Source organism: Soehngenia saccharolytica DSM 12858, assembly GCF_059568515.1.
Genome location: NZ_JCANTN010000004.1, coordinates 59673 through 86173 on the forward strand (window position 1 = coordinate 59673; position 26501 = coordinate 86173).

Sequence of the window (26501 nt, forward strand, 5' to 3'; positions counted from 1 at the left end):
TCAACAACTTACAACTCATAAACAAGTTGCAAGTTTATTATACCCAATTTTTTATAATTAATCAAGTTTTTATTAATTTTTATAAAAAAATAACCTAGATCAAATATCCAGGTTAAAGTTATAAATTCGTTATTTAAAATTAATTTTTATCCAAATAAATTAGGAACAGTTAGGTGAATTATCAATAAAACCAAATCTACAAACATCATTCTTTTATGCCACACATAAAGAGCCTTCTTTTTAGTTTTATAATATGAAAATCCTAAAATAGCAGTAATTAATATTCCTGTATATAGTACAAATCCAGTGTGAAGCTTAAATTCTCCTAAAATTAAACTTCCATGTATAATTGCTATAATTGCGATTAAAACTCCTGCTTGTTTATGGTATTTTCGAATTCTCTTAGACCACTTCATGAGATTTTGATTTTGATAATCGTAAAAGCGTTTATTGATGGAATTCAATACAAAAGGACAGATCAAAAATAAAAATAGAAATGCGCTTAACGAACCCAATGCTTCATACATTACAATACCCCCTTTATTAATTTTTGCATTTTATACCCTGAATTTTTGGGTATCAATCCTCATATATATGATTAATAGATATTTTTTTAATAATTAGAATTAATTGATTATTAGATTGATTTATCTCGTTGATTGTTATAAAATTGATAAATAAAATGGGATAGTTTTTGAATTTTAAAATGGAGGTGATAGAGTGGCAAAGGAAACTATTGAAATTATTAAAGATGCAGAAAATGAAGCAATGAGATTAATAGAAGATGCTAAAGCCTACGCAAAAAAGACTGTAGCCGAAGCTCAAATAAAAGGAGAAGAAGAGCATAGGAAAATTATTGAAGAAGCCGAACTTAAAGGGAAAAAAATAATTGAAGAAGCAAGAGAAAATGGCGAATATTTAGCAAAACCTATTTTAGAAGAAGGACTTAAGAACGCTGAAGAGATTAAAAGCATCAGTGAAGAGAAATTGAAAGAAGCAAGCAATATTATTATCGAGAGGATTGTGAACAGCTATGGCAATAGTTAAAATGAGTGAGTTCAGCTTATTTGCTTTTGATGTAAAAAGAGAAGATTTGCTCAGAACTCTTCAAAATTTTGGATATGTTCATTTTAACAATCTCAATGAAGAGTTAGAAGATGAAGCATTAAGCGTAGAACCGATAAGGGATTCACAAAAGCTAACAGAAGTAGAAACAAAGCTATCTAAAGTTTCATCTGCTATCAATGTTCTCTCTAAATATGAGGAAAAAGAATCTGGATTAAAAGCTATGATGGAAGGCAACAAGACTTATACTTTCCAAGAACTCGAGCAAATGGTAGCAGATTCTAACTATATGGATTATGCAGATGAAGTACTAGAAATCACCAAGAGAAAAGATGGATTGCGACAGAGCATTGAACATTTAAAATCCGAGATAATTGAGTTGGAGCCATGGAAAAACCTTGGTGTAAATGTAGACTCTATTAATGAAACTCATTTCTCAGATATCCTCATTGGCACTGTACCAAAGAAATTGAAAGACAAGTTCATAGAGGTAATAAGTGAATTAGAGAATGTGTACTATGAGATCTTAAACGAGGATAAGACTAATCTATATCTACTATTAATAACACACAAATCAGATACAGAAGAAGTGGTTGACGCCATAAAGAATGTCAGTTTCTCGAGAGTGAAACTTGAAGCGAAACTCACACCATTAGAAGAGATAAAATCAAGAGAACAAAAGATACAAGAATATCAAAAGGAAATTGAAAAACTTGATGATGAATTAAAAGAGAGAGTGCATTATTTAGAGGATTTAAAATTAGCATTTGATTATCTGAACAATATCAAACTCAGACTTTCTGCAACAGAAAACTTCATCAAAACCGAAAAAGTAGTGTATATAAAAGGATATATTCCCACAGATAAGAAAGAAGAATTCGATAAAAGTATAAGAGAGGCTTTAGGCAATGTGTGCTATTTAGAAGTGAAGGATGCAGAAAAAGAAAATCCTAAAGTTCCAATATTGCTAAAGAATTCAAATTACGCAGAGACTTTTGAGTCTTTGACGGGAATGTATGCTTTGCCAAAATACAACGAAATCGATCCAACTCCTTTCTTAGCGCCATTTTATACCATTTTCTTTGGAATGATGGCAGCTGATGTTGGATATGGTCTGATAATGCTTTTGGGAACATTTTTTGTCTTGAAAAAGTTTAATCTATCGCCCGATCAGAGAAAATCTATAAAATTCTTCTACTACCTAAGTTTCTCAGTAATCATTTGGGGATTCATTTATGGCTCGATGTTTGGCGATGCTGTTAAAATTCCAGGCCTTGTTGATCCGGCAACTGACTACAACACACTTCTAGTCTTGTCGATTGCATTTGGAGTAATACATGTATTCTATGCACTTGGGATCAAGGCATACATGCTTATTAGAGATGGCAAAGTTTTAGATGCAGTCTTTGATGTAGGACTATGGTATGCAGCAATAAGCGGAGCTATTTTATTCTTAGTTGGTTCGATGGTTGCTATGCCAAGCATAGTAAGCACCATTGGATTAGTGCTGATGGTAGGAGGCATGGCAGGCATTATATTGACTGGAGGAAGAAGCTCAAAAAGCATAGGTGGAAAAATTGCAGGAGGAGTATACTCTTTATATGGAATAACTGGGTATGTAGGCGACTTTGTTTCATACTCAAGACTTATGGCATTGGGACTAGCAGGTGGGTTTATTGCTGGCGCTATAAATATGATTGCTAATATGGTTTCAGGAATGGGTGTAATAGGTTTTGTATTTGCAATACTCATATTCATAGGTGGGCAAGTGTTCAACTTAGGATTGAGTTTATTGGGAGCTTATGTCCATTCTATTAGATTAACTTTCGTTGAATTCTTTGGCAAATTTTACGAAGGTGGAGGGCAAAAATTTAATATCTTCAAAGCCAAACCAAAATATATCAACTTAAAATAAGGAGGAAATTATTATGACATTTACAGAGTTTATTGTATCAAATGGTGGAGTATTTTTCGCAGGTTTAGGAATAGCTTTTGCTGTACTTTTTTCAGGGATAGGTTCTGCAAAGGGTATATCAATTGTTGGACAAGCAGCATCGGGGTTAATCATAGAAGAACCTGAGAAATTTGGTAGATCTTTGATTCTTCAATTATTGCCAGGTACACAAGGTTTGTATGGTTTTGTAATTGGATTGTTGGTTTTAGGAAGATTGAATGCAGATATGTCTTTAGTTGAAGGAATGTATCTATTTGCTTCATGTTTGCCAGTAGGATTTGTTGGATGGCAATCGGCTATAGCTCAAGGTAAGACTGCAGCTGCAGGGATTTCCATTCTTGCTAAAAACGAGGAGCACAGCACAAAGGGTATTATTTACTCAGTAATGGTTGAGACATACGCACTTTTAGCATTTGTAATTTCACTTATACTTGTAAATTCAGTAAGTTTCTAAACAGTAAGGATGTGAAGATATGTCAAACTTAGAAAACCTTACCCAAAGAATAATAGAAGATGCTAAAAAGGAAGCTGAAGAGATAAAAAAAGAAGCGGATGAAAAGAGCAAAAATATTATCGAAAGTAAGGTATCTTTAGCACAGAATGAAGCCAATAAGGTATTGGATAAAAGCAAACAAGAAGCAGTGCTGATTAAAGAAAGAGCTATTTCAGCAGCCAAATTAAAATCTAGAGATGAAGAATTAAAAGCAAAACAAGATATTTTAGATAGAGTTTTTGAAATGGCTAAACTAGAGCTTAAAAATTTAGACGATGACCGTTATGAGAAATTATTAACTGAAGCAATTAAAGAGACTAAGGAAGGCTCAAATGTAACAATCATGCTGCCTGAAGGCAAAAAGAACTTAGCGTCTAAACTTAATAAAGACATAAGTGTTGAAATAGATAATACGCTAGATGGTGGATTTATAATTAAAGAAGATAATGTTTATTACAATTTTACTTTTGATTCAATGATAAATGGAATAAGAGAGGAACTTGAAACAGAAATGGCCTCTATCCTCTTTAAAAGAGAGGAGTGATGCAATGGATCGCATGAATTTCACGCAGAGCGTGACACGAATAAGGGTCATGGAAAAAAGACTGTTGGACTCTGTGACAATAGATAAATTAGTAGACGCAAAAGACATGGATGAGGTCATAAGAATCTTACAAGACACTGAGTATGCCGATGCGATATCAAAGATAAATGATAATGACACTGAAAAAACACTTTCTTATGAGCTCAACAAAAGATTTAAAGAAATGCAGGAATTGTCGCCGGATGACAGAATTGTAAATCTAGCAAAGCTAAAATACGATTACCATAATTTAAAAGTGATGCTAAAAGAATACTTCATGAATGCAGACCTTTCAAAATTATATATGCCAATTGGCACTGTGGATTTTGAGAAAATCAAAGCTTTTTTCTTGAGCTCGGATTATAAAAACATACCTGAAAAATTCAGGGAAGCTATCAATACAGTTATAAAAGATTATGAAGAAAATAAAGACCCACAGAGAATAGATATCATTCTCGACAAGTTTTATTTTCAGGATCTCTACAATCTAGCGGCAGAAACAGAAGTTGAGATGATTGTTAACTATGTAAAAGACAACATAGACTTCATAAACATATTGACTGCATTGAGGTTAAGAAAGCTAGGCAAGGACATTCAATTTTTAAGCGATGTCTTAATTGAAAATGGAAATATAGACCCTGAAGAGATAGCCATAATATATATTGAATCTCCAGACGCTATGGTCATGAAATTTAAAAATTCTAGAATCAGCAAATGGCTAAAAAATGGATTGGAAGCATACAACTCTTCAGGCAGGATTTCAGCATTTGAAAAGAGCATGGACAACCATTTGATTGACTTAATAAAAGAATCTAAATCTGTAGTCTTTGGCCCAGAACCAATTTTTGCTTATCTCGTCGCTAAAGAAATGGAAATAAAAGTTTTGCGAATCATAATGGTATCAAAACTAAACAATATATCACCTCAGGCAATTAGAGAAAGGCTGCGTGAGCTATATGTATAAGATAGGAGTAATAGGGGATAAAGATTCAGTATTGGCTTTTAAAGCCCTTGGAGTCGATGTATTTACAGTTTCGGATAGGGACAGTGCTAGAAGAGCTTTAGACAGTGCTGCTAGAGATAAATACGGGATTATATTTATCACAGAACAGATTGCAAGTCTTATTCCAGATACTGTATCTAGATATGACAAAGAGATAGTACCTGCGGTAATCCTTATACCAAGCAATCAAGGCACACTTAACATTGGTATGGATAGAATAAATGAAAATGTTGAAAAGGCCGTAGGCTCAAATATTTTATAGAAAGAGAGGGCTTAACTTGAAAGTAGGAAAGATCATAAAAGTATCCGGACCTCTTGTTGTTGCAGAGGGAATGGACGAAGCTAATGTTTACGATGTAGTTGAAGTTTCTGAAAATAGATTGATCGGTGAAATAATTGAAATGAGAGGCGATAGAGCTTCGATTCAAGTTTATGAGGAAACAACGGGAATAGGGCCTGGGGATCCAGTGTATACGACAGGGGAACCTTTGTCGGTAGAATTAGGGCCTGGGCTGTTGGAGACCATGTTTGACGGCATTCAAAGACCGCTTGAAGCGTTCAGAGATGCTTCAGGTGATTTTTTAGTAAAAGGCACAAAAGTAGAAAATCTCGATAGAAATAAAAAATGGCATTTCACACCAACTGTAAAAGTAGGAGATAAGGTATCAGAAGGAGATATAATTGGGACTGTTCAAGAAACACCTTTGATCTTACACAAAATAATGGTACCTCCTAACATAGAAGGTGTAGTGACAAAGATTGAAGAAGGCGATTTCACAGTTACAGAAGTAGTTTCTGTATTAAACGATGAAATAGAGCTTACTATGATGCAAAAGTGGCCAGTAAGAAAAGCTAGAAGCTTTAAGAGAAAATTAAATCCAACAGTTCCGCTGGTTACGGGGCAAAGAGTAATAGACACGTTCTTCCCTGTTGCAAAAGGTGGGACAGCAGCTATCCCGGGGCCATTTGGATCAGGCAAGACTGTCGTACAACACCAATTAGCAAAATGGGCTGATACAGAGATAGTCGTATACGTAGGCTGTGGAGAAAGAGGAAATGAGATGACGGATGTTCTAATGGAATTTCCTGAAATCATAGACCCTGCCACAGGAGAATCTCTTATGAAGAGAACTGTTCTGATTGCAAACACATCGAACATGCCAGTTGCAGCTAGAGAGGCTTCAATTTACACTGGTATTACGATTGCCGAGTATTTTAGAGACATGGGCTATTCTGTCGCATTGATGGCTGACTCTACATCAAGATGGGCTGAGGCTTTAAGGGAGATGTCTGGAAGGCTTGAAGAAATGCCTGGTGATGAAGGGTATCCTGCATATCTTGCTTCAAGAGCTGCAGAGTTTTACGAAAGAGCTGGCAAAGTAATATGCAAAGGTAGTGACGATAGAGAAGGAGCTATCACTGTAATCGGTGCTGTATCGCCTCCAGGAGGAGATATATCCGAACCGGTTTCTCAGGCAACTCTTAGGATAGTTAAAGTATTCTGGGGACTAGATCACTCGCTTTCATATAAAAGACACTTCCCAGCTATAAATTGGCTGAACTCATACACGCTTTATCAATCGAGCATTGACAAGTGGATGAATGAAAATGTAGACAAGGAGTTTGCAAAAAATAGAGTTAAAGCAATGACACTTCTACAAGAAGAAGCTTCATTGCAAGAAATAGTAAGGCTTGTAGGTAGGGATTCTCTATCAGATGAGGATCAACTTAAACTCGAAGCATCAAAATCTATTAGAGAAGATTATTTACAGCAAAATGCATTCCATGATGTCGACACTTATTGCTCATTGGAAAAGCAAAACATGATGCTAAAATTGATTTTGAAATTCTATGACTTGAGTTTAGATGCTTTGAAAAAAGGAGTATATCTAAAGGACATTGAAAACATGGCTGTAAGAGAGAAAATAGCAAGGGCAAAATACATCGAAGAAGATAAATTAAATGAATTAGAAGCTATTGAAAGAGAACTTGAAACAGAAATTGCAAAACTCATTGAGGAAGGAGGCCTTCTAGATGCGTAAAGAATACAATACAGTAAGAGAAGTAGTAGGCCCATTGATGATTGTGGAAGGGGTAGAAGGTGTCAAGTTCGATGAACTAGTTGACATTGAACTAAAGAATGGAGAAAAAAGAAGAGGCAGAGTACTTGAATTAAATGGCGACAAAGCTATGGTTCAGTTGTTTGAAGGCTCTGCTGGAATCAATTTGAATTCAACCAAAGTAAGATTTTTAGGAAGGCCTCTTGAACTTGGTGTTTCTGAAGACATGATCGGGAGAATATTTGATGGACTTGGTAGGCCTAAAGACAACGGACCCAAGATAATTCCGGAAAAAAGACTTGACATAAATGGCTCGCCGATAAACCCTGTTGCAAGGGATTACCCAGAGGAGTTTATTCAGACGGGTATTTCATGTATAGATGGGCTTAACACACTTGTAAGAGGACAAAAACTTCCTATATTCTCTGGTTCTGGACTTCCTCACGGGGAAGTAGCCGCACAGATTGCGCGACAAGCGAAAGTATTAGGAACCGATGAAAAATTCGCCGTTGTGTTTGCTGCAATGGGGATAACTTTTGAAGAAGCTCAGTTTTTCATCGACGACTTCACTTCAACAGGCTCTATCGACAGGGCGGTTTTGTTTATGAATTTAGCGAATGACCCAGTTATTGAGAGAATTGCGACACCAAGAATGGCACTTACATGCGCTGAGTATCTAGCATATGAAAAAGACATGCATGTACTTGTTATATTGACAGATATGACAAATTATGCCGAGGCTTTAAGAGAGACATCCGCTGCAAGAAAAGAAGTGCCTGGAAGAAGAGGATATCCTGGTTACCTTTATACAGACCTTTCGACAATTTACGAAAGAGCGGGAAGAATTAGAGGAAGAAAGGGTTCTATTACACAGATCCCTATATTGACAATGCCAGAAGACGACATCACACACCCTATACCCGACCTTACAGGGTATATCACCGAAGGGCAGATAATTCTTTCAAGACAACTTTACAAAAGGGGTATTGAGCCGCCTATAAATATAGTGCCTTCACTTTCAAGACTAAAAGACAAGGGAATTGGGAAAGGGAAGACCAGAGAAGACCATGCAGACACGATGAACCAAATTTATGCGGCGTATACTTCTGGTATTGAGGCTAGAGAGTTGGCGACTATACTCGGCGAGTCAGCTTTATCGGATGCAGACAAAGCATTTGCAAAATTCGCTGAAGCTTTTGATGAAAAATATGTAAATCAAGGCTATCACAACAATAGATCCATTGAAGAAACATTGGATTTAGGTTGGGAGCTGTTGAAATTAATTCCAAGATCGGAGCTAAAGAGGATAAGACAGGAATACTTAGACAAGTACTTGCCTGTTGAAGAAAAAGGGGATGAGTAGATGGCCGTACTAGAAGTTAACCCTACCCGAATGGAGCTAACTAGGCTTAAAGATAGATTAAAAACAGCTACTAGAGGCCATAAGCTCTTAAAAGACAAACAAGACGAACTCATGAGGAGATTTATTGAACTCATAAAAGAAAATAAAAGGCTTAGAGAAGAAGTCGAAAAAGAATTGAAAGAAGCTTTCGAAGCTTTCTTATTGGCGAGTGCAGTGATGAGTCCTGAAATCCTAGAAGAAGCAGTTGCTTTTCCAAAAGAGAGCATTTCTGTAGATATAAAAAAGAAAAATGTAATGAGCGTTAGAGTTCCTGTGATGAATTTCATCAGGAGCTTAGAAAATGACGAGGGAAGCATTTATCCGTATGGATTCGCTCAAACTTCTCCAGAGCTTGATGAAGCTATCTCTAAATTGTATGGAATAATGCCTAAATTGTTGGAACTAGCTGAAGTTGAAAAAGCATGCCAGCTTATGGCAGATGAGATAGAAAAAACAAGAAGAAGAGTAAATGCCCTTGAATATAGGACGATTCCTGAACTTGAAGAAACAATCAGATTCATTAGAATGAAATTAGATGAAAATGAAAGAAGTACAATAGTAAGACTTATGAAAGTTAAAGATATCATAAATAAAGAAAGTTAAAGCACCTAAAAAGGTGCTTTAACTTTTGGTGGGTGGTATTGGACTCGAACCAACGACCTCCACGATGTCAACGTGGCGCTCTGCCAGCTGAACTAACCACCCAAGTACTATTATGATAGCATAAAGACCTGCGTATTTCAATAAATTTGTGGGTATAAATATTTAAAATTATTTTAGGAGGCTTTTTATGGGAAAAAACTGTTTAGTTGCTCAATCCGGTGGTCCAACCGCTGTTATAAATGCTAGTGTAAGTGGAATATTAGATGCAAATATGAAATACAATTATTTTGAGGTGGTTTATGGGGCGAAAAATGGCATACAAGGCGTAATGGAAGGTAAATTAATTGACCTTTCTCATCTTACAAAAGATGAAATAGATTTGCTCAAATTGACTCCAGCGAGCGCTTTAGGTTCATGTAGGCACAAGATGAAGGACTTTAATGAAGATGAAAGCGAATACAAGATGATTTTAGATACTCTAGAAAAATACGACATAGACACATTCTTCTACATTGGTGGGAACGACTCAATGGACACTGTCCATAAATTGAGCTTATATGTAAAAAACAAAGGCATAGACAAAAAAATTGTCGGAATTCCTAAAACTATTGATAATGATTTAATGGAAACAGATTTTACCCCAGGTTTTGGGTCAGCTGCTAAATATATTTCCACTACTGTTTTGGAAACCTATTTAGATGCAAGCGTATACAAAGACAATGGAGTTTATATTGTTGAAACTATGGGCAGAGATGCTGGTTGGCTTGCAAGTTCAAGTATATTGGCCAAATTAGATGGAAAGCCAGTAGTGGATTTTATATACCTGCCTGAAAATCCATTTGACAAGGAGAAATTCTTAACTGATGTGAGGAAATGCTATGAAGAAAAAAAACAGGTATACATTGTTGCTTCAGAAGGTTTAAAAGACGCTAATGGAGATTATGTATTCAAATCAAAGACTGTTGAAGTGCATGATAAATTTGCACATGCTCAATTAGGCGGAGTAGGAGGTTACTTAAAAGGCATAATTGAAGAAGCAAATATAACAAATAGGATAAAGGTGCTTGAATTGGGAACGGCCCAAAGGGCAGCAATGCACTGTGCGAGTTTAACGGATATTGAGGTATCTCATCAATGTGGGCTAAGGGCGTATGAAATGGTATTAGATGGGAAATCTGGTTTTATGGCAGGGATAAAAGTAAAATCTAAAACACCATTTGAAACAGAAATAGTTGAAATAGACCCTTCATTAGTAGCTAATAGAGTAAAAGAAATTCCAAGAGAATGGATCACTGACAATTTCGTAAAGGAAGAATTGATAGAATATTTAACTCCATTAATTCAGGGCCAACCTCAGATTAAATATGAGAATGGATTGCCCAAATATATAAAATTAAACATAAGATGAGAATAACTCATTAAATAGTTTGCATTTTTGTAAATAGGGTAGTAATTATATGTACAAAAATGTTTATAGGGGGTAGTAGATATGAGTTACAGATTAAATGCTGAAATAAGAGAAGAGATAGGCAAAAACAAAGCTAAGAAAATCAGAAGGGAAAATGAAATTCCAGCCATCATATATGAGAGAAATAGAGAACCTATTCCTGTAAAGATCGACAGCATAGAATTCATGAAGGTATTTAGAGAAGCAGGTACTTCAAATCTAATTGATTTAAGTGTTGGCAATGAAACTATGCCTGTTATTATAAAGTCTATTCAAAAAGACCCAATTAAAGCAAACATTATTCATGTTGATTTTCAAAGACTGGATATGAAAGAAAAAGTCAAAGTTGAAGTCCCTATAATTCTTCACAATAGAGATAAAATCAAAAAGCAGCCATCAGTATTGATGCAGATGATAGAAAACATTGAAATTGAGTGCTTGCCAGGCGATATACCTGAAGCGATAGAAATCAATGTCGAAGATTTAGACTTTAATGAGCCGATTAAAGTAAAGGATTTAGAGATAATGAAAAATCAAAACATCAGGGTGATCACAGACCATGATATGACAATATGCGTACTCAATAGACCAGTGGACTATAAAGAAGAGGAAGAAGAGACCGAAGTGTCTGAACCTGAGCTAGTTAAAGATGAAGAATAATTTGAGGCAGACCTTAAGGTCTGCCTTAATTTTTTCAGGAGGTGATAAAATGAAAGGCTTGGTCAGTGCATATATATCTCCTCATCCACCTATAATAATCGATAAGATTGGTAATGGCGAGGAGAAAAAATGCATAAATACGATAAATGGTTTAAGGGAAATAGCTGAAGACATTGAGAATAAAAAGCCTGAAACCATAATTGTAATAACTCCCCACGGGCCATTGTTTTCAGATGCCATAGCAATGTCCATAGGGGAAGAACTTTATGGAGATTTTGGAAATTTTGGACATAGTGAACTCAGATATCACTTTAAGAATGATTTAGAAATAGTAAAAGACATCTACGATATGGCGAAGAAAGAGAGAATTCAGACTGCTCTGATGAATAAAGAGATGTATGAGATGTATGGGTTGGAGGATACTCTTGATCACGGAGTATTGGTGCCATTGCACTTTGTAACTCAAAAATACACAGATTTTAAATTGGTGCACATAACATATGGGCTTTTATCTCCGATAGAATTGTATAAATTTGGCAAGATAATAGACAAAGCAGCGAAAGGGAAACGAAATATTTCTATCATAGCTAGTGGAGATTTATCACATAGACTGTCAGACAGCGGACCATATAGCTATAGTCCGAAAGGAGAAGAATTCGATAAAAAAATCATTTCTCTTTTTAAAAACAAAGACTTGACTGGCGTGTTGAGCTTTGACTTGGATTTAGCAAAAGAGGCTGGAGAATGTGGGCTGAGATCCTTTATGATCCTTTCTGGTGCATTGAGCCAGCATGACTTTATTCCTCGAATATTGTCATATGAAGGTCCTTTTGGAGTTGGGTACATGACTGCAATATTTGAGATATCAGCAGAAAATCCTAAAGATCATGTCGGTGAAATAAAAGAAAAAATAGATGAAAAAATGAAGATGAAGAGATCCAATGAGGATAAATATCAGAGATTAGCCAGAGAGAGTTTAGAGTATTACATTAATAATGGCAAATATATGGATATTCCTGAATATGTAGACAGTGAAATGTTGTCTTTGAGAATGCCAGTTTTTGTGTCGATAAAAAAATTCGGAGAACTTAGAGGTTGTATCGGCTCAACATCGCCAATAAAAAACAATCTTGCTGAAGAAATAATATATTTTGCGGTAGAAGCGGGAACAAAAGATCCAAGATTTCCACCTGTCACAGAAGAGGAACTTCCATTTTTGTCTTATTCAGTGGATGTGCTAATGCCAGCTCAAAAAGTAAAGTCGTTAAGCGAGCTTGATCCTAAAAAATATGGAATAATTGTTGAAAGCGGATTTAGGAGAGGGCTGTTGCTTCCAGATATCGAGGGAGTTGACACTGTTAGAGATCAGATACGAATAGCTCTAAACAAAGCTGGAATTGGCGAACATGAGAAGTACGATATATCAAAATTTGAAGTCATCAGACACGGATAGAGGTGTTTTGGATGAAAGAAGCCAAATTTTATGAAAATAAAGGGGAGCATGTACTTTGTACGCTTTGCCCACACAATTGTAAAATAGGCAATGGCTCAACCGGGGTATGTAAAGTCAGAAAGAACATAGATGGAGTATTGTACAGTTTGAATTATGAAAAAATAACTTCTGTTGCACTTGATCCAATTGAAAAAAAGCCACTGTTTCATTTCTATCCCGGCACGAAGATTTTTTCAATAGGAAGTTTCAGCTGTAATTTCAAATGCGACTATTGTCAAAATTACGAGATAGTTGAAGGAGCGGATTTGGCAATAGAATTAAACGTAGAAAGAATTGTGCAATTAGAAGAAGAATCAGATTCAATAGGCATGGCATATACCTACAATGAACCTACCATTTTTTACGAAATGGTTGAAGATCTAGCTAAAGAGATGAAAAACAGGGGAAAGAAAAATGTCCTTGTTACAAATGGGTATATAAATAATGAGCCGCTTATTAACATACTTCCGCTGATTGATGCTATGAACATAGACTTGAAGGCGATGACTGATGATTTTTACAAAAAAATATGCAAAGGACAGCTAGACCCGGTTCTTGAGACAATAAAACTAGCCGCTAGCAAGGCTCATGTAGAAGTTACAACGCTTTTAATCGATGATTATAATGCAAGCGAAGAAGAAATTGAGAAGCTTTCATATTTTCTCTCAAATATAGATAAAAATATCGTCTTGCATTTTTCGAGATATTTTCCACAGCATAAAATGACTAGACCAGCAACGAGTTTAAACACGCTAATTAGAGCTAAAGAGATAGCACAAAGACATCTAAACTATGTATATATAGGGAATGTGTTTGGATTTGACAACTCCACTTATTGTCCTAACTGTCATGCAAAATTAATTGACAGAAATTTAAAAATAGAGATAGTTGGGATTGATAAAAACAGGTGTATTCATTGTGGACAAAAGCTTCCTATCATATATTGATAAAAAAGTTTAGAAATAGTAAAATTTTTATTTAATTTTAGTAAGACATAAGTTATAATTAAAACATTGTTTATAAATTTATATTTTTAGGAGGTAGATCAATTCAAGATGAAAACACCTGTATTGGAAGCATTAACAAAACTTATGGAAGAAAATAGCGTTTCTTTCCACATGCCAGGACATAAGGGCAGAAACTCGCTTATTGAGTGGGGCAAATACATTCCTTACATCGACACAACTGAAACATTTGGAATGGACAACTTGCTTGAACCAAGGGGTATAATTAAAGAATCTCAAGAGTACGCTGCAAAAGTATTTGGCGCAAAGTCCACTATATACGCAGTAAATGGCTCTACTGGAAGTATACACATAAGCCTTGCCACAATCACAAAACCTGGAGATAAAGTTTTAATTCAGAGAAATTGTCATAAAGCAGTTTACAATGCTTTAATTATAAATAGATTGAATCCTGTGTATATTTATCCAAATTACAACGAAGATTACAATGTGTTGACGGGAGTATATCCAGAAGACATAGATGAGGCTTTGGCTAATGATAAAGACATCAAGGCTGTAGTTTTGACATATCCAAATTACTATGGAGTATGTTCGGATCTAAAAACCATTGCGGAAATAGTTCACAAGCACAACAGAATACTGATGGTTGATGAAGCTCACGGGCCACATCTCACATTCTCAGACAAATTGCCAATGTCAGCACTCGAAGCTGGAGCAGATATAGTAATTCAAAGCACCCACAAGACTTTGCCAAGCTTTACGCAAACTTCTTTAATTCATGTTGGATCTGACAGGATAGATTTGAATAAATTGAGAGATAGATTTCAACTCTTTACCACTACAAGCCCATCATATTTATTTACATTGTCAAATGAGATAGCTATTGCGTATATGGATGGTGAGGGCAGAGAAAAACTTGATTACACGATAAGAAAAGTTGACGAGGTCATCGAAAGGCTTAAGAAAATCGACAGGGTAAATGTGTTTACAGGCGATGAAAACGACGAAACAATATATGCCAAGGACAACACCAAGATACTCATAAGCATAGATGGAATGACTGGATCTAATTTAAAGAAAAAAATGTATGAAGAGTATAACATAAGACTGGAGATGGCTGATTATTATTATGCTTTAATGTTGACTAGCGCCATGAATACAGAAGAAGATTTTGAAAGAGCGGTAGAAGCTATTGAACATATAGCAAAGAATGAGCCATATGAAGAAATATACAAAGTCAGCATCAAAATGCCAACTCCAAAGATGAGAACATTACCTTCTGAAGCATACTTTAGTTCAAAACAACAAATAAAGTTGGAAGATGCTGTGGGTAGAATTGCGGCAGCGCCTGTTATTCCTTATCCACCTGGAATTCCTCTAATGGTTCCTGGAGAAGAAATAACCAAAGAGATATCTGAACACCTATCTTTCTTGATGGAAAACGGAATCGAAGTAGTGGGGCTCATGGGTGAAAACAAGGATAGCATCGTAGTTGTAGAATAGGAGCTGTTTAAATGAAAGGCTTATTTATAACACTTGAAGGGCCAGACGGCTCTGGAAAATCAACTGTTGCAAACTTACTTGGAGAGTATTTTGAAAAACTGGGTATAGATTGTATTATAACCAGAGAACCTGGTGGAACTCAAATTGGTGAAAAAATACGGGATATAATAGTCGACAATGAGAACAAGGCAATGGGAGCGGAAACAGAAGCGCTTTTATTTGCCGCATCTCGTGCTCAACATGTTCATGAGAAGATATGCCCAAGTTTAGAAGAAGGCAAAGTCGTAGTATGCGATAGATTTTTATTTTCGAGTCTAGCTTATCAAGGCGTAGGAAGAGGACTTGGAGTAGAGAGAGTAAAGATGATAAATGAATTTGGGCTTAGGGGAGTAAAACCTGATTTAATAATATTTTTCGATTGTGATCCAACTCTGACTATCCTCAGAAAAACAAAAGCCGGAGGAGACAGGTTGGAATTATTAGGAGACAAATTCCACGAGAGAGTCTATGAAGGTTATAAAGAGATAATCAAAATGTATCCCGAAAATGTTGAGATAGTCGATGCTAGAAGACCAATAAGAGAAGTGTATAAGGAGGTAGTAAAGCTCATAGATGCACTTCTTGAGAAAACGGAGGGATTAAAATGAAACTTATAATAGCCATAGTTCAAGACCAAGATGCGCCTAGCCTATTAGAAGAATTGATGGATAAAGATTTTAGAGTTACAAAATTAGCTTCCACAGGAGGGTTTTTGAAGGCGGGCAATACAACTCTTTTAAGTGGCGTGGAAGATGATAAAGTCGATGAAGTTTTAAAGATCATAGAAGACAACTGCAAGACGAGAGATATAACCACATCACTTCTTACAGTGACTATGCCGGGAGACACTTATATGCCTTACCCATTGGAAGTTAGAATAGGAGGAGCAACTGTATTCATAGTAAATGTAGAAAAATACTTGCGAATCTAGGAGGAAAATCATGAAATTAATCATAGCTATAATACAGGACGAACATGCGAATAAAGTCATAAGAGAATTAACTGACAGCAAATTTAGAGTCACAAAATTGGCTTCTACAGGCGGGTTTCTAAAATCGGGAAACACCACACTTTTGATCGGTTCAGAAGATGACAAGATAAATCTTGTAGAGGAGATATTCAGAAAGAACTCATCTGACAAAAATGTGGAACTGGATAAAAAAGAAGTCAATGTATCTGCAAATTTATTTATAGTGCCTGTTGAGGATTATAGAAAGTTTTAGTGGTGAGAGAATGAACTACGATGATATTATAGGCCATAAAACAGAGATAGAAAGCCTTCAAAGAGCTATTAAAAATGACCATATAAGCCATTTCTACCTCTTTGAAGGCGAAAAAGGAATAGGCAAAAAAGCAACTGCAAAGGTCTTTGCAAAACACATATTGTGCAAAGCTAAAAAAGATGATGGACCTTGTGGCGTTTGCAGTTCGTGCAGAAAATTTGAATCTGGTTCCCACCCTGATTATTTGGAGATAGCTCCTAGCAACGGAATGATAAGAAAAAATGAAATAGATAATCTGATTAAGCAGATCTCTTTTAGCCCATTTGAGTCAGCAAAAAAAGTTATTTTAATCGACGATTGCGAGAAGATGAATAAAGAAAGCCAAAATGCACTCTTAAAGACTTTAGAAGAACCACCAAGTTACATAAATATAATACTTGTAAGCTCCAACCCTAAACTGATCCTTAATACAATAATTTCTCGAGCAGAGAAAATTCATTTCAAATCTATCAATGCCAATGACATGGTAGAATTTTTGATTAAAAAAGAGAATATTCCACTGGAAAGAGCTAGGATTATATCAGACTTCTCTCAAGGCTCTATCGGCAGAGCCTTTGAGCTTATCAAATCGGATGAGTTCATTGAGCTAAGAGATGATGTGATAAGACTAGTGGATTATTGTATTTTTGGCAGGGAGTATGAAGTGTTTGAAATGAGTGAAAAGCTTGCCAAAACAAAAGAGATTTCAGAAAATGTGCTGTTGATACTGCTTCTATATCTTAGAGATGTCTACTTTTATAAATTTACTCAAAATGACAGATTTTTGATAAACAAAGATAAGGTTGATCTAATTAAAAAACATTCTATTTTGGAATTTGAGAAAATAAATGATATAATAAAGAAAATATATTTTACTAAAGAGAGCATCGATTTAAATGTAAATAGAGAGCTCTTGATAGAGACCTTATTTTTCAACATACAGGAGGAGTATTGATGGTAAGAGTAGTTGGAGTGCGATTTAAAAAATCTGGAAAAATTTATTATTTCGATCCAGATGATTTAGATATAAAGCAGAATGACTTTGTCATAGTAGAGACAGCAAGAGGGATAGAGTTCGGATTAGCTGTGATTGGGCCAAAATTGGTTGATGAGTCCGAGATAGTGGCACCACTTAAAAAAGTGATTAGAATTGCCACCGATGAAGACTTTGAAAAATACAGAGAAAATAGAGCAAAAGCTAAAGAAGCTTTAAAGATATGTGAAGAAAAGGCAAAAGAGCATGGACTAGACATGAAGCTAATCGATGCCGAATACACATTTGACGAGAATAAAGTCATATTTTACTTTACAGCTGACGGAAGAGTTGATTTTAGAGAATTAGTTAAGGACTTAGCGTCAATTTTTAGGATGAGAATCGAACTAAGACAAATTGGCGTAAGAGATGAATCTAAGATGATAGGGGGGCTAGGGCCATGTGGGCAACCTGTATGTTGCTCTAGATTTTTGTCGGAATTCACACCAGTTTCAATAAATATGGCAAAAGAGCAGAGCTTATCTTTGAATCCTGCAAAAATATCAGGTCTTTGCGGCAGACTCATGTGCTGCTTAAAGTATGAAGAAGAAGCTTATAAAGACATATTGAAGTACATGCCCGAAATAGGTCAAATAATTGAAACTGAACTAGGCGAAGGAGTCGTTGTGGATAGACAAACCATACAGAGCAAAGTAAAGGCAAAAGTAAAATTGGAAGATGGCACCGAAGACCTATTGTACTTTGACTTAAAAGAAATTCAAATAACCGATAAATTTGACCCAAGCTATAAAAAGGCAGAAGAAAAAATCGAAGAAGAATTTAAATTATTAGAAGAATAATTATTTGCTTTTAATTTTAATGTTTTTCTGTTAGAATATAGTCAAACAATAAAACATCTTGGAGGTGTAAAGAAATGGCATACAAAATTACTGAAGACTGCATCGCATGTGGAGCATGCGAACCAGAATGCCCAGAAGGAGCAATAAGCCCTGGCGACATCTATGTTATAGACCCAGCAAAATGCACTGACTGTGGGACTTGCGCTAGTGTTTGCCCTGTTGATGCACCACAACCAGAGTAGTACTTATTAAACTAAAAGACCCTTTTGGGTCTTTTTGTGTATTAGGAGAGTTATATGGAATATAAAAACATACAAATAGATTATGTGCCAGGAACCAATTATAAAATATATCAAGACAGAAGCAACTTTTCTTTTGGAGTTGACTCCATAATTCTCACGAGCTTTGCGAATCCAAAAGGGATAGTTTTCGACTTGGGAACGGGAAATGGCATTATACCACTGAGAATCGCAGACAGAATTAAGATACAGAAGATATATGGAGTAGAAATACAAAAAGAAGTTTATGAACTTGCAAAAAAGAGCATTGAGATTAACAATTTAACTGATAAAATAGAATTGATAAATGAGGATATAAACAATTTGCCTGATTTATTTCCAAAAGCATTTGCCGATACTATAATCACAAATCCACCGTACATGAAGTTGGGAAACGCGCTGATAAACGAGAGCTCAAACCACGCAATCGCAAGGCATGAAATACACATATCTCTAGAAAAACTAATTGAGATTTCTAATTACTTATTAAAGCCAAATGGAAAGTTTTTTATGATACACAGGCCGAATAGAATGGTAGATGTGATGTATCTCATGAGGTACTATAAAATCGAACCCAAGCGCATGAGAATGATAAAACCAAAGCCTTCCTCCAACCCAAATTTGTTTCTGATAGAAGGAGTAAAAGGAGGCAACAGGGAATTGAGAGTGCTAAATGAATTATGTGTGTACGATGAGGAAGATAAATACACCAAAGAAATACTAGAAATGTATAAGTAGGAGATAACTATGGCAGGAACACTATATATTTGTCCAACCCCTATTGGAAATTTAGGCGATATGACATTTAGAACAATAGATATATTGAAAAAAGTAGACTTGATTGCAGCTGAGGACACAAGGCATTCGATAAAGCTATTGAACCATTTTGAAATCAAAAAACCTATGACGAGCTACCATAAATACAATATCGCACATAAAAGCGATTACTTAATCAATAAATTAAATGAAGGACTAGACATTGCCCTGATTTCAGATGCAGGCATGCCTGGGATATCCGATCCTGGAGAAGAGCTCATAAGACTAGCCGTTGAAGAAGGCATAAATGTAGTAGTGCTGCCCGGACCAAGTGCATTTTTATTGGCTTTAGTGAAGTCTGGACTTCCGACAAATAGATTTTGCTTTGAAGGGTTTTTGCCTTCGAAGAGCAATGAGAGGAAGAAAAAACTATTAGAAATAAAAGAGGAAGAAAGGACGATTGTGTTTTATGAAGCGCCTCATAGGATCGTCGAGCTATTGGAAGATATGCTAGAGGTATTTGGGGATAGACTGATCTCTGTTTCTAGAGAATTGACAAAGATGTATGAAGAAACATTAAGAGGCACTATAAGCGAAATTCTTGAAGAAATTAAGAAAAGAGCATTAAAAGGTGAAATAGTGGTTGTAGTTGAAGGATATAAAAGAATTGAAAGTGAAATTGACATTAAAGCTGAGCTAGAAAAGCTAAGAGCAAAGGGAATATCAAACAAAAAGGCAGTCGAGATGGTGGCGAAAGAATTCAATTTACCAAAAAACAAAGTTTACAAAGAAAGCTTGGAAAAATAAAACTAAAGCACTTATTTCTAAGTGCTTTAGATCCCTATTTTTTAGATAATTCCTTAATGCAATTAGGGCAAACATTTTTGCCTTTGTACTCGATGACATCTTTAGTTTCATTACAGAAAACACAAGAAGGAGAGAACTTTCTCAAGATTATTTTGTCGTCTTCTACGAAGATTTCCATAGGATCTTTTACATCGATGTCTAAAGTTCTTCTTAACTCTATTGGAATTACAACTCTGCCGAGCTCATCAACTTTTCTAACTATGCCTGTTGATTTCATATTACCACCTCCTGTGGATTTACATAACTACTTACTATAAGATTAACATATTTGTAAAATAAAGTCAATGCTTTTTCATAATAAAATATTAAAGTAGGTGCGGATATGCTTTCTATAAATGATGAATTAAAAACAAAGCTTACAGACTTGAATGGAGAAATCGCAAAGAAATATTCACCAATATTAAACAACAACTTAGACATGAAATTATTTTTGGAACAAAATATTGGGACTATAGTAACACTTAAAAAACTTGATGATAAAGAACTAGCTAGAATAAAAGAAAAAGGTGGACTTATAGCGGTAGACGGCTCTACAAATAGAAAAGGGGGAAGCTTTCCCCATTATATTGAACTGTATCAAGGGCTGGCAAAGTCGACAAATCCAGATGTAGACGATGTGTATCTTACAGATATTTATACGCCTATATTGTCAGAAATAAAAGAAAATCCACTTGAAGATGTAGAATTGGAAACAGATGAAAAAAACTGGAGATTAGCCCAAATCGAAGTTAAAACTGCACTTGAAAGCGTGAAAAAGAAAACGCCTTATGCTTTGGTGATGGATGGAGGGCTTATAAGGTATACAATTTATGCAAAAGAGCTTTGGAAAGAGTTGGTAGAATACTGTCTGTTAAATGATGTGATACTATTTGGCACGATTAAAGACATTAAGACGAAAATCATCGGAGAAGAGATTAAAAATAGATATGAAGATTTAAAAGGACTTATATATGATAGAGAAGTACTATTTGGCCAACTTCAGTACAAAGAAATGCTAGTCATATACGATGAATTAAATAAAAAAGAGCAGAGCGGCTTTAGCTCGGGATTTTTGAGAAGTTCAAAAAGCCCAAATGTAATTGGCATAGATATAATCGAGGAACAAAGACATCTCCTAGTTGACATGGCAAGACTTGTCTTAACATTAACACCTGAAAATTCTAGAGGAGTTCCACTGTTTCTTGACATTGTGGATAAAGAGGTAAAAATAAGCGATGATTTAATAAAAGCTCTATTAGAGAAGTATTTAGATAGAGACATATACGAGAGATTATTTGTGTCAGAAAGAGATAAGAGAAATCTTTAAGGGGTGAAAAGATGAAAGTATTGGGAATAACTACGCAACAAGAATTTTATGTAGGCTCAAAGGAGCGAAACTTTAGGATCAATGAATTCCTAGTTGTTGAAGATAGACAGGGTGATTTAATAGGGGAAGTGGTTGAAGCTGAGACATTTAACAGATACATACCGCTAAATGTATATGGGGATTTTGTGGATGCTTCTGTCATAGAAAGCATGAAAGCACTAGGTTATGATGTGGATGAAGAAACGATATATGTTGCGAAGCTCAGATTGCTGGAGGAAGCTCTATACCCTGTTGAAACTGGCTCTGATGTCCGAATTCCAAGATTTAGTGAAATAAAGAATTTGATGCTAAGAACCAGAAAAGAAGATGGACTATGCTTAGGAGTTATACGAAATACAGATAGCCTATATGATGAGTGCGAAGATGAATTCAAAGATTTACTCTATACTTTTGAAGAGAGAGGCTTAGTGAAGCAGAGAGAGTTGCCATATATTATGGATTTAAAGTCGATGCACCACTATCCACACATTGGAGTTTTTGGCGGATCCGGCTCGGGGAAATCTTTTGGACTTAGAGTTCTATTAGAAGAGCTGATGCAAAAAGAAATTCCCACAATTGTATTAGATCCCCACTATGAAATGGATTTTTCCGATTGCCCAGATTATTTTAAAGATGAAAAAAGAGACTTTAATGGAAGCTTCAAATGTCTGCAAGTAGGAGTTCATGTAGGAGTTAAATTTGAGGATTTAACTGCTGGGGATTTAAAAAATCTGTTGGATGCTTCAAGCCCTCTTTCAGATGCTATGAACAATGTTGTAGATGTGTTATTTAAAAACAAAGACTCGTATCTGAGCTTTTCCAATAGACTACAAGCCCTTACGGAAGCTCAAGAGGAAGGATCTGTGCAGAGGATACAACAAAAGATTGAAACTGCTAAAAACAATGATGAAAAAGAAGCTTGGGAGTTAAGAAAAGAGCTCTTCATGCAATACGACAAGACATGTCCCTATAATTCTGTAAAGGGTATTCTATGGAGATTGAGAAGGCTATATAATGAAGGCATATTTTCCAAGGATTCAAGGGATATAGAGAATTATTTAAAGGATGGATTTTTGGTTGTAATTCAAGGCAACACCAGAATTTTACAAGTATATAGCACATATTTGTTAAACAACATCTATCATAAGAGGAGAGAATATAAAGACGCTCAATACAAAAGAGTTGAGGCCCCTTATTTTCCGCCATTTATAGTTGTGACTGATGAAGCTCATAATTTTGCACCCAAGGGATATGACTCCCCTTCAAAATCCATATTGAAAGAAATTTCTCAAGAAGGAAGAAAATACGGTGTCTTTCTAGCTCTAGCAACTCAAAGGCCCACACTTTTAGACGAGACAATAACTGCTCAATTAAACACTAAACTCATTTTTAGAACTGTTCGTGCATCAGATATAGACACTATTAAAGAAGAAACGGATATAACGAGCGAAGAAGCCAAGAGATTGCCTTATTTAAGGACAGGAGATGTCTTTATATCTTCTGCAGTGGTGGGACGCACGATTTTTGCGAGAATAAGAGCTGCATATACGATAAGTCCTCATACCCAAAATCCATTTGATGAATTAAGACAAAAAAAGGATGAAGACGATGAGAAATTCATGAGAATAATATCAAATAAACTTCCTATTTCAGAAATGGATCTTTTAAATGCGGTTATGGAAATAGAAAGAGATGAAAAGATAACATTAGCACAAGATGAATTAATACAGAAGTTAGAAAATCTCTATAAAAAGAATTTAATAGGAAGAGAATCTACTCCTTTTGGGTATAGATATATCAAACTTTAATTTAAATTGTAGCTAAGGAGGGCGAATAAATGACTGATTTAAAATACTACTACCCTAAAGAAGGAGAACTAGACGCATATTTATTTCATGAGGGCACTTTTTATAAAGCTTATGAGTTTATGGGCGCTCATCCATACAAAAAGAGAAATTTTCACGGATATAGATTTGTAGTATGGGCACCTAGAGCTAAAGAAATATATCTGACAGGAGATTTTAACGATTGGAATGAAACCTCTCTCCCAATGCAAAGAATAGAAAACAGCGGCCTTTGGCATATAGCGGTTGAGGGAGTTGAAGAATACGACAAATATAAATATAGAATCATCACAGAGTATGGTGAAGTGAGGTATAAAGCTGATCCTTTCGCTTTCCACTCGGACACAAGACCGCTTACCGACTCAAAAGTATACGATATAAAAGGCTTTAAATGGGACGACAGAGAGTGGCTTAAGAAAAGAGGGAAAAACCTATACAACAGGCCAATTTCGATATATGAAGTGCATTTGCTGTCTTGGAAGCAAAAAGAAGGCGGCGTAGTGTATTCTTATAGGGAACTTGCCAAGGAATTAGTAAGTTATGTCAAAAAAATGGGTTATACTCACATAGAGCTATTGCCCATAACAGAACATCCTCTAGATGCTTCGTGGGGATATCAGACAACTGGATATTTCGCGCCTACTAGCCGTTTTGGAACACCTAAAGATTTTATGTATTTTGTAGATGAATGTCACAAAAATGACATTGGAGTCATATTGGATTGGGTGCCAGCACATTTTTGCAAAGATGACTTTGGATTAGCAAGATTTGATGGTACATATTTGTATGAGTCGTTGGATAGAGCTAAGGCAGAAAACGAGCAATGGGGCACTCTAAACTTTGACTATTCAAAGCCCGAAGTCCATTCTTTTTTAATCTCCAATGCTATTTACTGGCATGATTATTATCACATAGATGGACTTAGAATTGACGCCGTAGCGTATATGCTCTATTTAGATTTTGGAGGGAAGAACTTAAGAAACATCTATGGAGGCAGAGAGAACCTAGAAGCTATAGACTTTATAAAGAAGTTAAACACCACAGTTTTCAAATACTATCCAGATACGATGATGATTGCTGAGGAATCCACCGCGTGGCCAAAAGTCACATATCCAGTTGAAGATGGTGGGCTTGGATTTAATTTCAAGTGGAACATGGGTTGGATGAATGACATATTAAAATATATGGAACTTGACCCTCTCTTTAGAAAAGACCATCACAATGCCCTCACTTTTAGCATGATGTATGCATTTTCAGAAAACTATATTTTGCCTTTAAGCCATGACGAAGTTGTCCATGGGAAAAAGTCTTTAATAGATAAAATGCCGGGTTATTACGAGGATAAATTTGCAAATTTAAAGTTATTGTATCAGTACATGTATGCTCACCCTGGGAAAAAACTTTTGTTCATGGGAGGGGAATTCGGTCAATTCATAGAATGGAGATTTTACGAGAGCTTGGAGTGGCATTTGTTAGGCTATGAAAAACACCAGAAACTCCAAAAATTTGTACAGGACTTGAATAAATTATATAAAGAGGAATCTTGCCTTTATGATATAGATAATAGTTATGAAGGCTTTACATGGATTGAACACGAAAATTATTTAGAAAGCATAATCTCATTTGAGAGAATAAATAAAAAAGGGGAAAGACTTATTGCGATATTTAATTTTACTCCTGTGCCAAGGGAAAACTACCCTATTGGAGTGCTTGAAGAAGGAGTTTATCAAACATTGCTAACAAGCGATCACCAAAGATATGGAGGCAATACTAAGAGAGTTAAGAGCTACAAGACAAAAAATGAGTCTTTTCATGGCAGAGATCAAAGCATAAGGGTTGATTTACCTCCTCTTGGAGGAATGTATCTTAAGAAAAGAGAGTCAAAAATCTAGGAGGGATAATATGAAAAAAGGCAAAATTGTAGCCATGCTTTTAGCAGGTGGACAGGGAACTAGATTAAAAGAGCTCACTAAAAACATAGCAAAACCTGCGGTTCCATTTGGAGGCAAGTACAGGATCATCGACTTTGCGCTTAGCAATGCAGCAAACTCTGGGATTGAAGACATCGGGGTATTGACTCAGTACAAACCATTTATATTAAACTCTCACATAGGAATAGGAACAGCTTGGGATTACGACAGAAATGTAGGGGGGTTAAGAATACTCCAACCATTCATGTCGGAAAAAGGCGGCAGATGGTACAGAGGGACTGCAAATGCAATTTATGAAAATATGAATTTCATAGATGAATTAGACCCAGAATATGTGCTTGTACTTTCTGGCGACCATATCTATAAAATGAATTACAACGATTTGTTAGATGCGCATAAACAAAAAAATGCCGATGTAACTATAGCTGTGCTTACTGTGCCATGGGAAGAAACAAATAGATTTGGAATAATCAATGTAGATGATGACAATAGGATAGTTGAATTTGAGGAAAAACCAAAAAAAGCCAAGAGTAATTTAGCGAGTATGGGAATATATATGTTCAATTGGCCAATACTTAGAGAATATTTAATTAAAGACAATGAAGACAAGACTTCAGATAATGATTTCGGCAAAAATGTACTTCCACTTATGCTCAGAGAAAATAAAAAAATGTACACTTGGGAATTTAAAGGGTACTGGAAAGATGTTGGTACAGTAAAGAGCTATTGGGAAGCTAATATGGATTTATTAAATCCTGACAACACTTTAAACCTTTATGATAGAGATTGGAGAATATACACTAGGACAAGAAATCTCCCTCCTCAATATATTCACAAATCATCTAAAGTAATAAACTCTATGATAAACGAAGGGTGCTATATTGAAGGAACGGTTGAAAAGAGTGTGCTCTTCGGAGATGTAATAGTTGAAAAGGGAGCAGTCGTCAAAAATTCTGTAATATTGTCCAATTCGGTGATAAAAAAAGACGCAAAAGTTTACAATGCAGTGGTAATGGAGGATGTTACAGTCGAAAGCGGTAAAGAAATTGGGCTGGATGATGGTTTTAAGATTTACATGGTAACAAATGACAAGGTAGTAGCAGAATAAGGAGGGAG

The 26501-nt window shown here is 35.6% G+C and carries 28 protein-coding genes and 1 tRNA gene; 26 read left to right on the forward strand and 3 right to left on the reverse strand.

Annotation, left to right across the window (positions count from 1 at the left end; translation table 11 throughout):
* Positions 1 to 146: 146 nt before the first annotated feature.
* Positions 147 to 527 (reverse strand): hypothetical protein, encoded by a 381-nt coding sequence (locus BO51_RS02045; protein ID WP_496483483.1) that lies wholly within the window; start codon positions 525 to 527, stop codon positions 147 to 149.
* A 193-nt stretch (positions 528 to 720) separates the two neighbouring features.
* On the opposite strand from BO51_RS02045, the gene BO51_RS02050 reads away from it, so the two are divergent.
* Genes BO51_RS02050 through BO51_RS02090 form a run of 9 tightly spaced genes read left to right on the forward strand, consistent with a single transcriptional unit; the run spans position 721 to position 9163 of the window.
* Positions 721 to 1047: a hypothetical protein gene (locus tag BO51_RS02050; protein ID WP_496483484.1), complete on the forward strand. Its 327-nt coding sequence runs from the start codon at positions 721 to 723 to the stop codon at positions 1045 to 1047.
* Positions 1034 to 2980 carry a V-type ATP synthase subunit I gene (locus BO51_RS02055; RefSeq protein WP_496483485.1) on the forward strand — a complete coding sequence of 649 codons (1947 nt, stop codon included), beginning with the start codon at positions 1034 to 1036 and terminating at the stop codon, positions 2978 to 2980. Before BO51_RS02050 ends, BO51_RS02055 begins: the two co-directional genes overlap by 14 nt.
* A gap of 13 nt (positions 2981 to 2993) precedes the next feature.
* Positions 2994 to 3473 (forward strand): V-type ATP synthase subunit K, encoded by a 480-nt coding sequence (locus BO51_RS02060; protein ID WP_463261079.1) that lies wholly within the window; start codon positions 2994 to 2996, stop codon positions 3471 to 3473.
* 19 nt (positions 3474 to 3492) lie between these two features.
* Entirely contained in the window at positions 3493 to 4056 is a 564-nt protein-coding gene (locus BO51_RS02065; protein ID WP_496483487.1) for a V-type ATP synthase subunit E, read from the forward strand.
* 4 nt (positions 4057 to 4060) lie between these two features.
* Entirely contained in the window at positions 4061 to 5059 is a 999-nt protein-coding gene (locus BO51_RS02070) for a V-type ATP synthase subunit C (RefSeq protein WP_496483489.1), read from the forward strand.
* Entirely contained in the window at positions 5052 to 5360 is a 309-nt protein-coding gene (locus BO51_RS02075; RefSeq protein ID WP_496483491.1) for a V-type ATP synthase subunit F, read from the forward strand. Before BO51_RS02070 ends, BO51_RS02075 begins: the two co-directional genes overlap by 8 nt.
* 16 nt (positions 5361 to 5376) lie before the next feature.
* A complete protein-coding gene (locus BO51_RS02080; protein WP_496483493.1) occupies positions 5377 to 7140 on the forward strand; it encodes a V-type ATP synthase subunit A in 1764 nt (587 codons plus the stop codon).
* Entirely contained in the window at positions 7133 to 8521 is a 1389-nt protein-coding gene (locus BO51_RS02085; protein WP_496483494.1) for a V-type ATP synthase subunit B, read from the forward strand. Before BO51_RS02080 ends, BO51_RS02085 begins: the two co-directional genes overlap by 8 nt.
* Positions 8522 to 9163: a V-type ATP synthase subunit D gene (locus BO51_RS02090; RefSeq protein WP_496483496.1), complete on the forward strand. Its 642-nt coding sequence runs from the start codon at positions 8522 to 8524 to the stop codon at positions 9161 to 9163.
* 26 nt (positions 9164 to 9189) lie between these two features.
* Here the strand turns inward: BO51_RS02090 and BO51_RS02095 are convergent.
* Positions 9190 to 9265: transfer RNA gene (locus BO51_RS02095), tRNA-Val, on the reverse strand.
* A gap of 85 nt (positions 9266 to 9350) precedes the next feature.
* Here BO51_RS02095 and BO51_RS02100 point away from each other — a divergent pair.
* From BO51_RS02100 to rsmI, 13 genes are all read left to right on the forward strand, one after another.
* A complete protein-coding gene (locus BO51_RS02100) occupies positions 9351 to 10571 on the forward strand; it encodes a 6-phosphofructokinase (RefSeq protein WP_496483498.1) in 1221 nt (406 codons plus the stop codon).
* 81 nt (positions 10572 to 10652) lie between these two features.
* Entirely contained in the window at positions 10653 to 11270 is a 618-nt protein-coding gene (locus tag BO51_RS02105) for a 50S ribosomal protein L25 (protein WP_496483500.1), read from the forward strand.
* Between the two features lie 49 nt (positions 11271 to 11319).
* Complete coding sequence (gene amrA, locus BO51_RS02110) at positions 11320 to 12723, forward strand: AmmeMemoRadiSam system protein A (protein WP_496483501.1); 1404 nt, start codon at positions 11320 to 11322, stop codon at positions 12721 to 12723.
* Between the two features lie 11 nt (positions 12724 to 12734).
* Complete coding sequence (gene amrS / locus BO51_RS02115) at positions 12735 to 13709, forward strand: AmmeMemoRadiSam system radical SAM enzyme (protein WP_496483502.1); 975 nt, start codon at positions 12735 to 12737, stop codon at positions 13707 to 13709.
* A gap of 108 nt (positions 13710 to 13817) precedes the next feature.
* Complete coding sequence (locus BO51_RS02120) at positions 13818 to 15230, forward strand: aminotransferase class I/II-fold pyridoxal phosphate-dependent enzyme (protein ID WP_496483504.1); 1413 nt, start codon at positions 13818 to 13820, stop codon at positions 15228 to 15230.
* A gap of 11 nt (positions 15231 to 15241) precedes the next feature.
* Positions 15242 to 15877: a dTMP kinase gene (gene tmk / locus BO51_RS02125; RefSeq protein WP_496483506.1), complete on the forward strand. Its 636-nt coding sequence runs from the start codon at positions 15242 to 15244 to the stop codon at positions 15875 to 15877.
* Positions 15874 to 16200 (forward strand): cyclic di-AMP receptor DarA, encoded by a 327-nt coding sequence (darA, locus tag BO51_RS02130; protein WP_496483508.1) that lies wholly within the window; start codon positions 15874 to 15876, stop codon positions 16198 to 16200. Before tmk ends, darA begins: the two co-directional genes overlap by 4 nt.
* 10 nt (positions 16201 to 16210) lie before the next feature.
* Positions 16211 to 16492, forward strand: coding sequence for a cyclic-di-AMP receptor (locus BO51_RS02135; RefSeq protein ID WP_496483510.1), 282 nt, complete (start codon positions 16211 to 16213; stop codon positions 16490 to 16492).
* A 10-nt stretch (positions 16493 to 16502) separates the two neighbouring features.
* On the forward strand, positions 16503 to 17486 hold the full coding sequence (holB, locus tag BO51_RS02140; protein WP_496483512.1) for a DNA polymerase III subunit delta': 984 nt from the start codon (positions 16503 to 16505) through the stop codon (positions 17484 to 17486).
* Entirely contained in the window at positions 17486 to 18364 is an 879-nt protein-coding gene (locus tag BO51_RS02145) for a PSP1 domain-containing protein (RefSeq protein ID WP_496483514.1), read from the forward strand. The genes holB and BO51_RS02145 overlap by 1 nt, the downstream gene beginning before the upstream one ends.
* A 74-nt stretch (positions 18365 to 18438) precedes the next feature.
* Positions 18439 to 18606, forward strand: a complete 168-nt coding sequence (gene fdxA, locus BO51_RS02150; RefSeq protein WP_496483515.1) for a 4Fe-4S ferredoxin — start codon at positions 18439 to 18441, stop codon at positions 18604 to 18606.
* Positions 18607 to 18660: 54 nt separating this feature from the next.
* Positions 18661 to 19380 (forward strand): tRNA1(Val) (adenine(37)-N6)-methyltransferase, encoded by a 720-nt coding sequence (locus tag BO51_RS02155; RefSeq protein WP_496483517.1) that lies wholly within the window; start codon positions 18661 to 18663, stop codon positions 19378 to 19380.
* Between the two features lie 9 nt (positions 19381 to 19389).
* Complete coding sequence (gene rsmI / locus BO51_RS02160; protein WP_496483519.1) at positions 19390 to 20205, forward strand: 16S rRNA (cytidine(1402)-2'-O)-methyltransferase; 816 nt, start codon at positions 19390 to 19392, stop codon at positions 20203 to 20205.
* A gap of 34 nt (positions 20206 to 20239) precedes the next feature.
* On the opposite strand, the gene BO51_RS02165 is transcribed toward rsmI, so the two are convergent.
* The gene (locus BO51_RS02165; protein WP_496483521.1) at positions 20240 to 20482 is read right to left on the reverse strand and encodes an AbrB/MazE/SpoVT family DNA-binding domain-containing protein; all 243 of its coding nucleotides are present in this window, start codon (positions 20480 to 20482) and stop codon (positions 20240 to 20242) included.
* 105 nt (positions 20483 to 20587) lie between these two features.
* On the opposite strand from BO51_RS02165, the gene BO51_RS02170 reads away from it, so the two are divergent.
* Genes BO51_RS02170 through BO51_RS02185 form a run of 4 tightly spaced genes read left to right on the forward strand, consistent with a single transcriptional unit; the run spans position 20588 to position 26493 of the window.
* Positions 20588 to 21571, forward strand: coding sequence for a DNA double-strand break repair nuclease NurA (locus BO51_RS02170; RefSeq protein WP_496483523.1), 984 nt, complete (start codon positions 20588 to 20590; stop codon positions 21569 to 21571).
* An 11-nt stretch (positions 21572 to 21582) separates the two neighbouring features.
* Positions 21583 to 23418 (forward strand): ATP-binding protein, encoded by a 1836-nt coding sequence (locus BO51_RS02175; protein ID WP_496483525.1) that lies wholly within the window; start codon positions 21583 to 21585, stop codon positions 23416 to 23418.
* Between the two features lie 29 nt (positions 23419 to 23447).
* Positions 23448 to 25346: a 1,4-alpha-glucan branching protein GlgB gene (gene glgB, locus BO51_RS02180; RefSeq protein ID WP_496483527.1), complete on the forward strand. Its 1899-nt coding sequence runs from the start codon at positions 23448 to 23450 to the stop codon at positions 25344 to 25346.
* A gap of 10 nt (positions 25347 to 25356) precedes the next feature.
* Complete coding sequence (locus BO51_RS02185) at positions 25357 to 26493, forward strand: glucose-1-phosphate adenylyltransferase (protein WP_496483529.1); 1137 nt, start codon at positions 25357 to 25359, stop codon at positions 26491 to 26493.
* Positions 26494 to 26501: the final 8 nt, after the last annotated feature.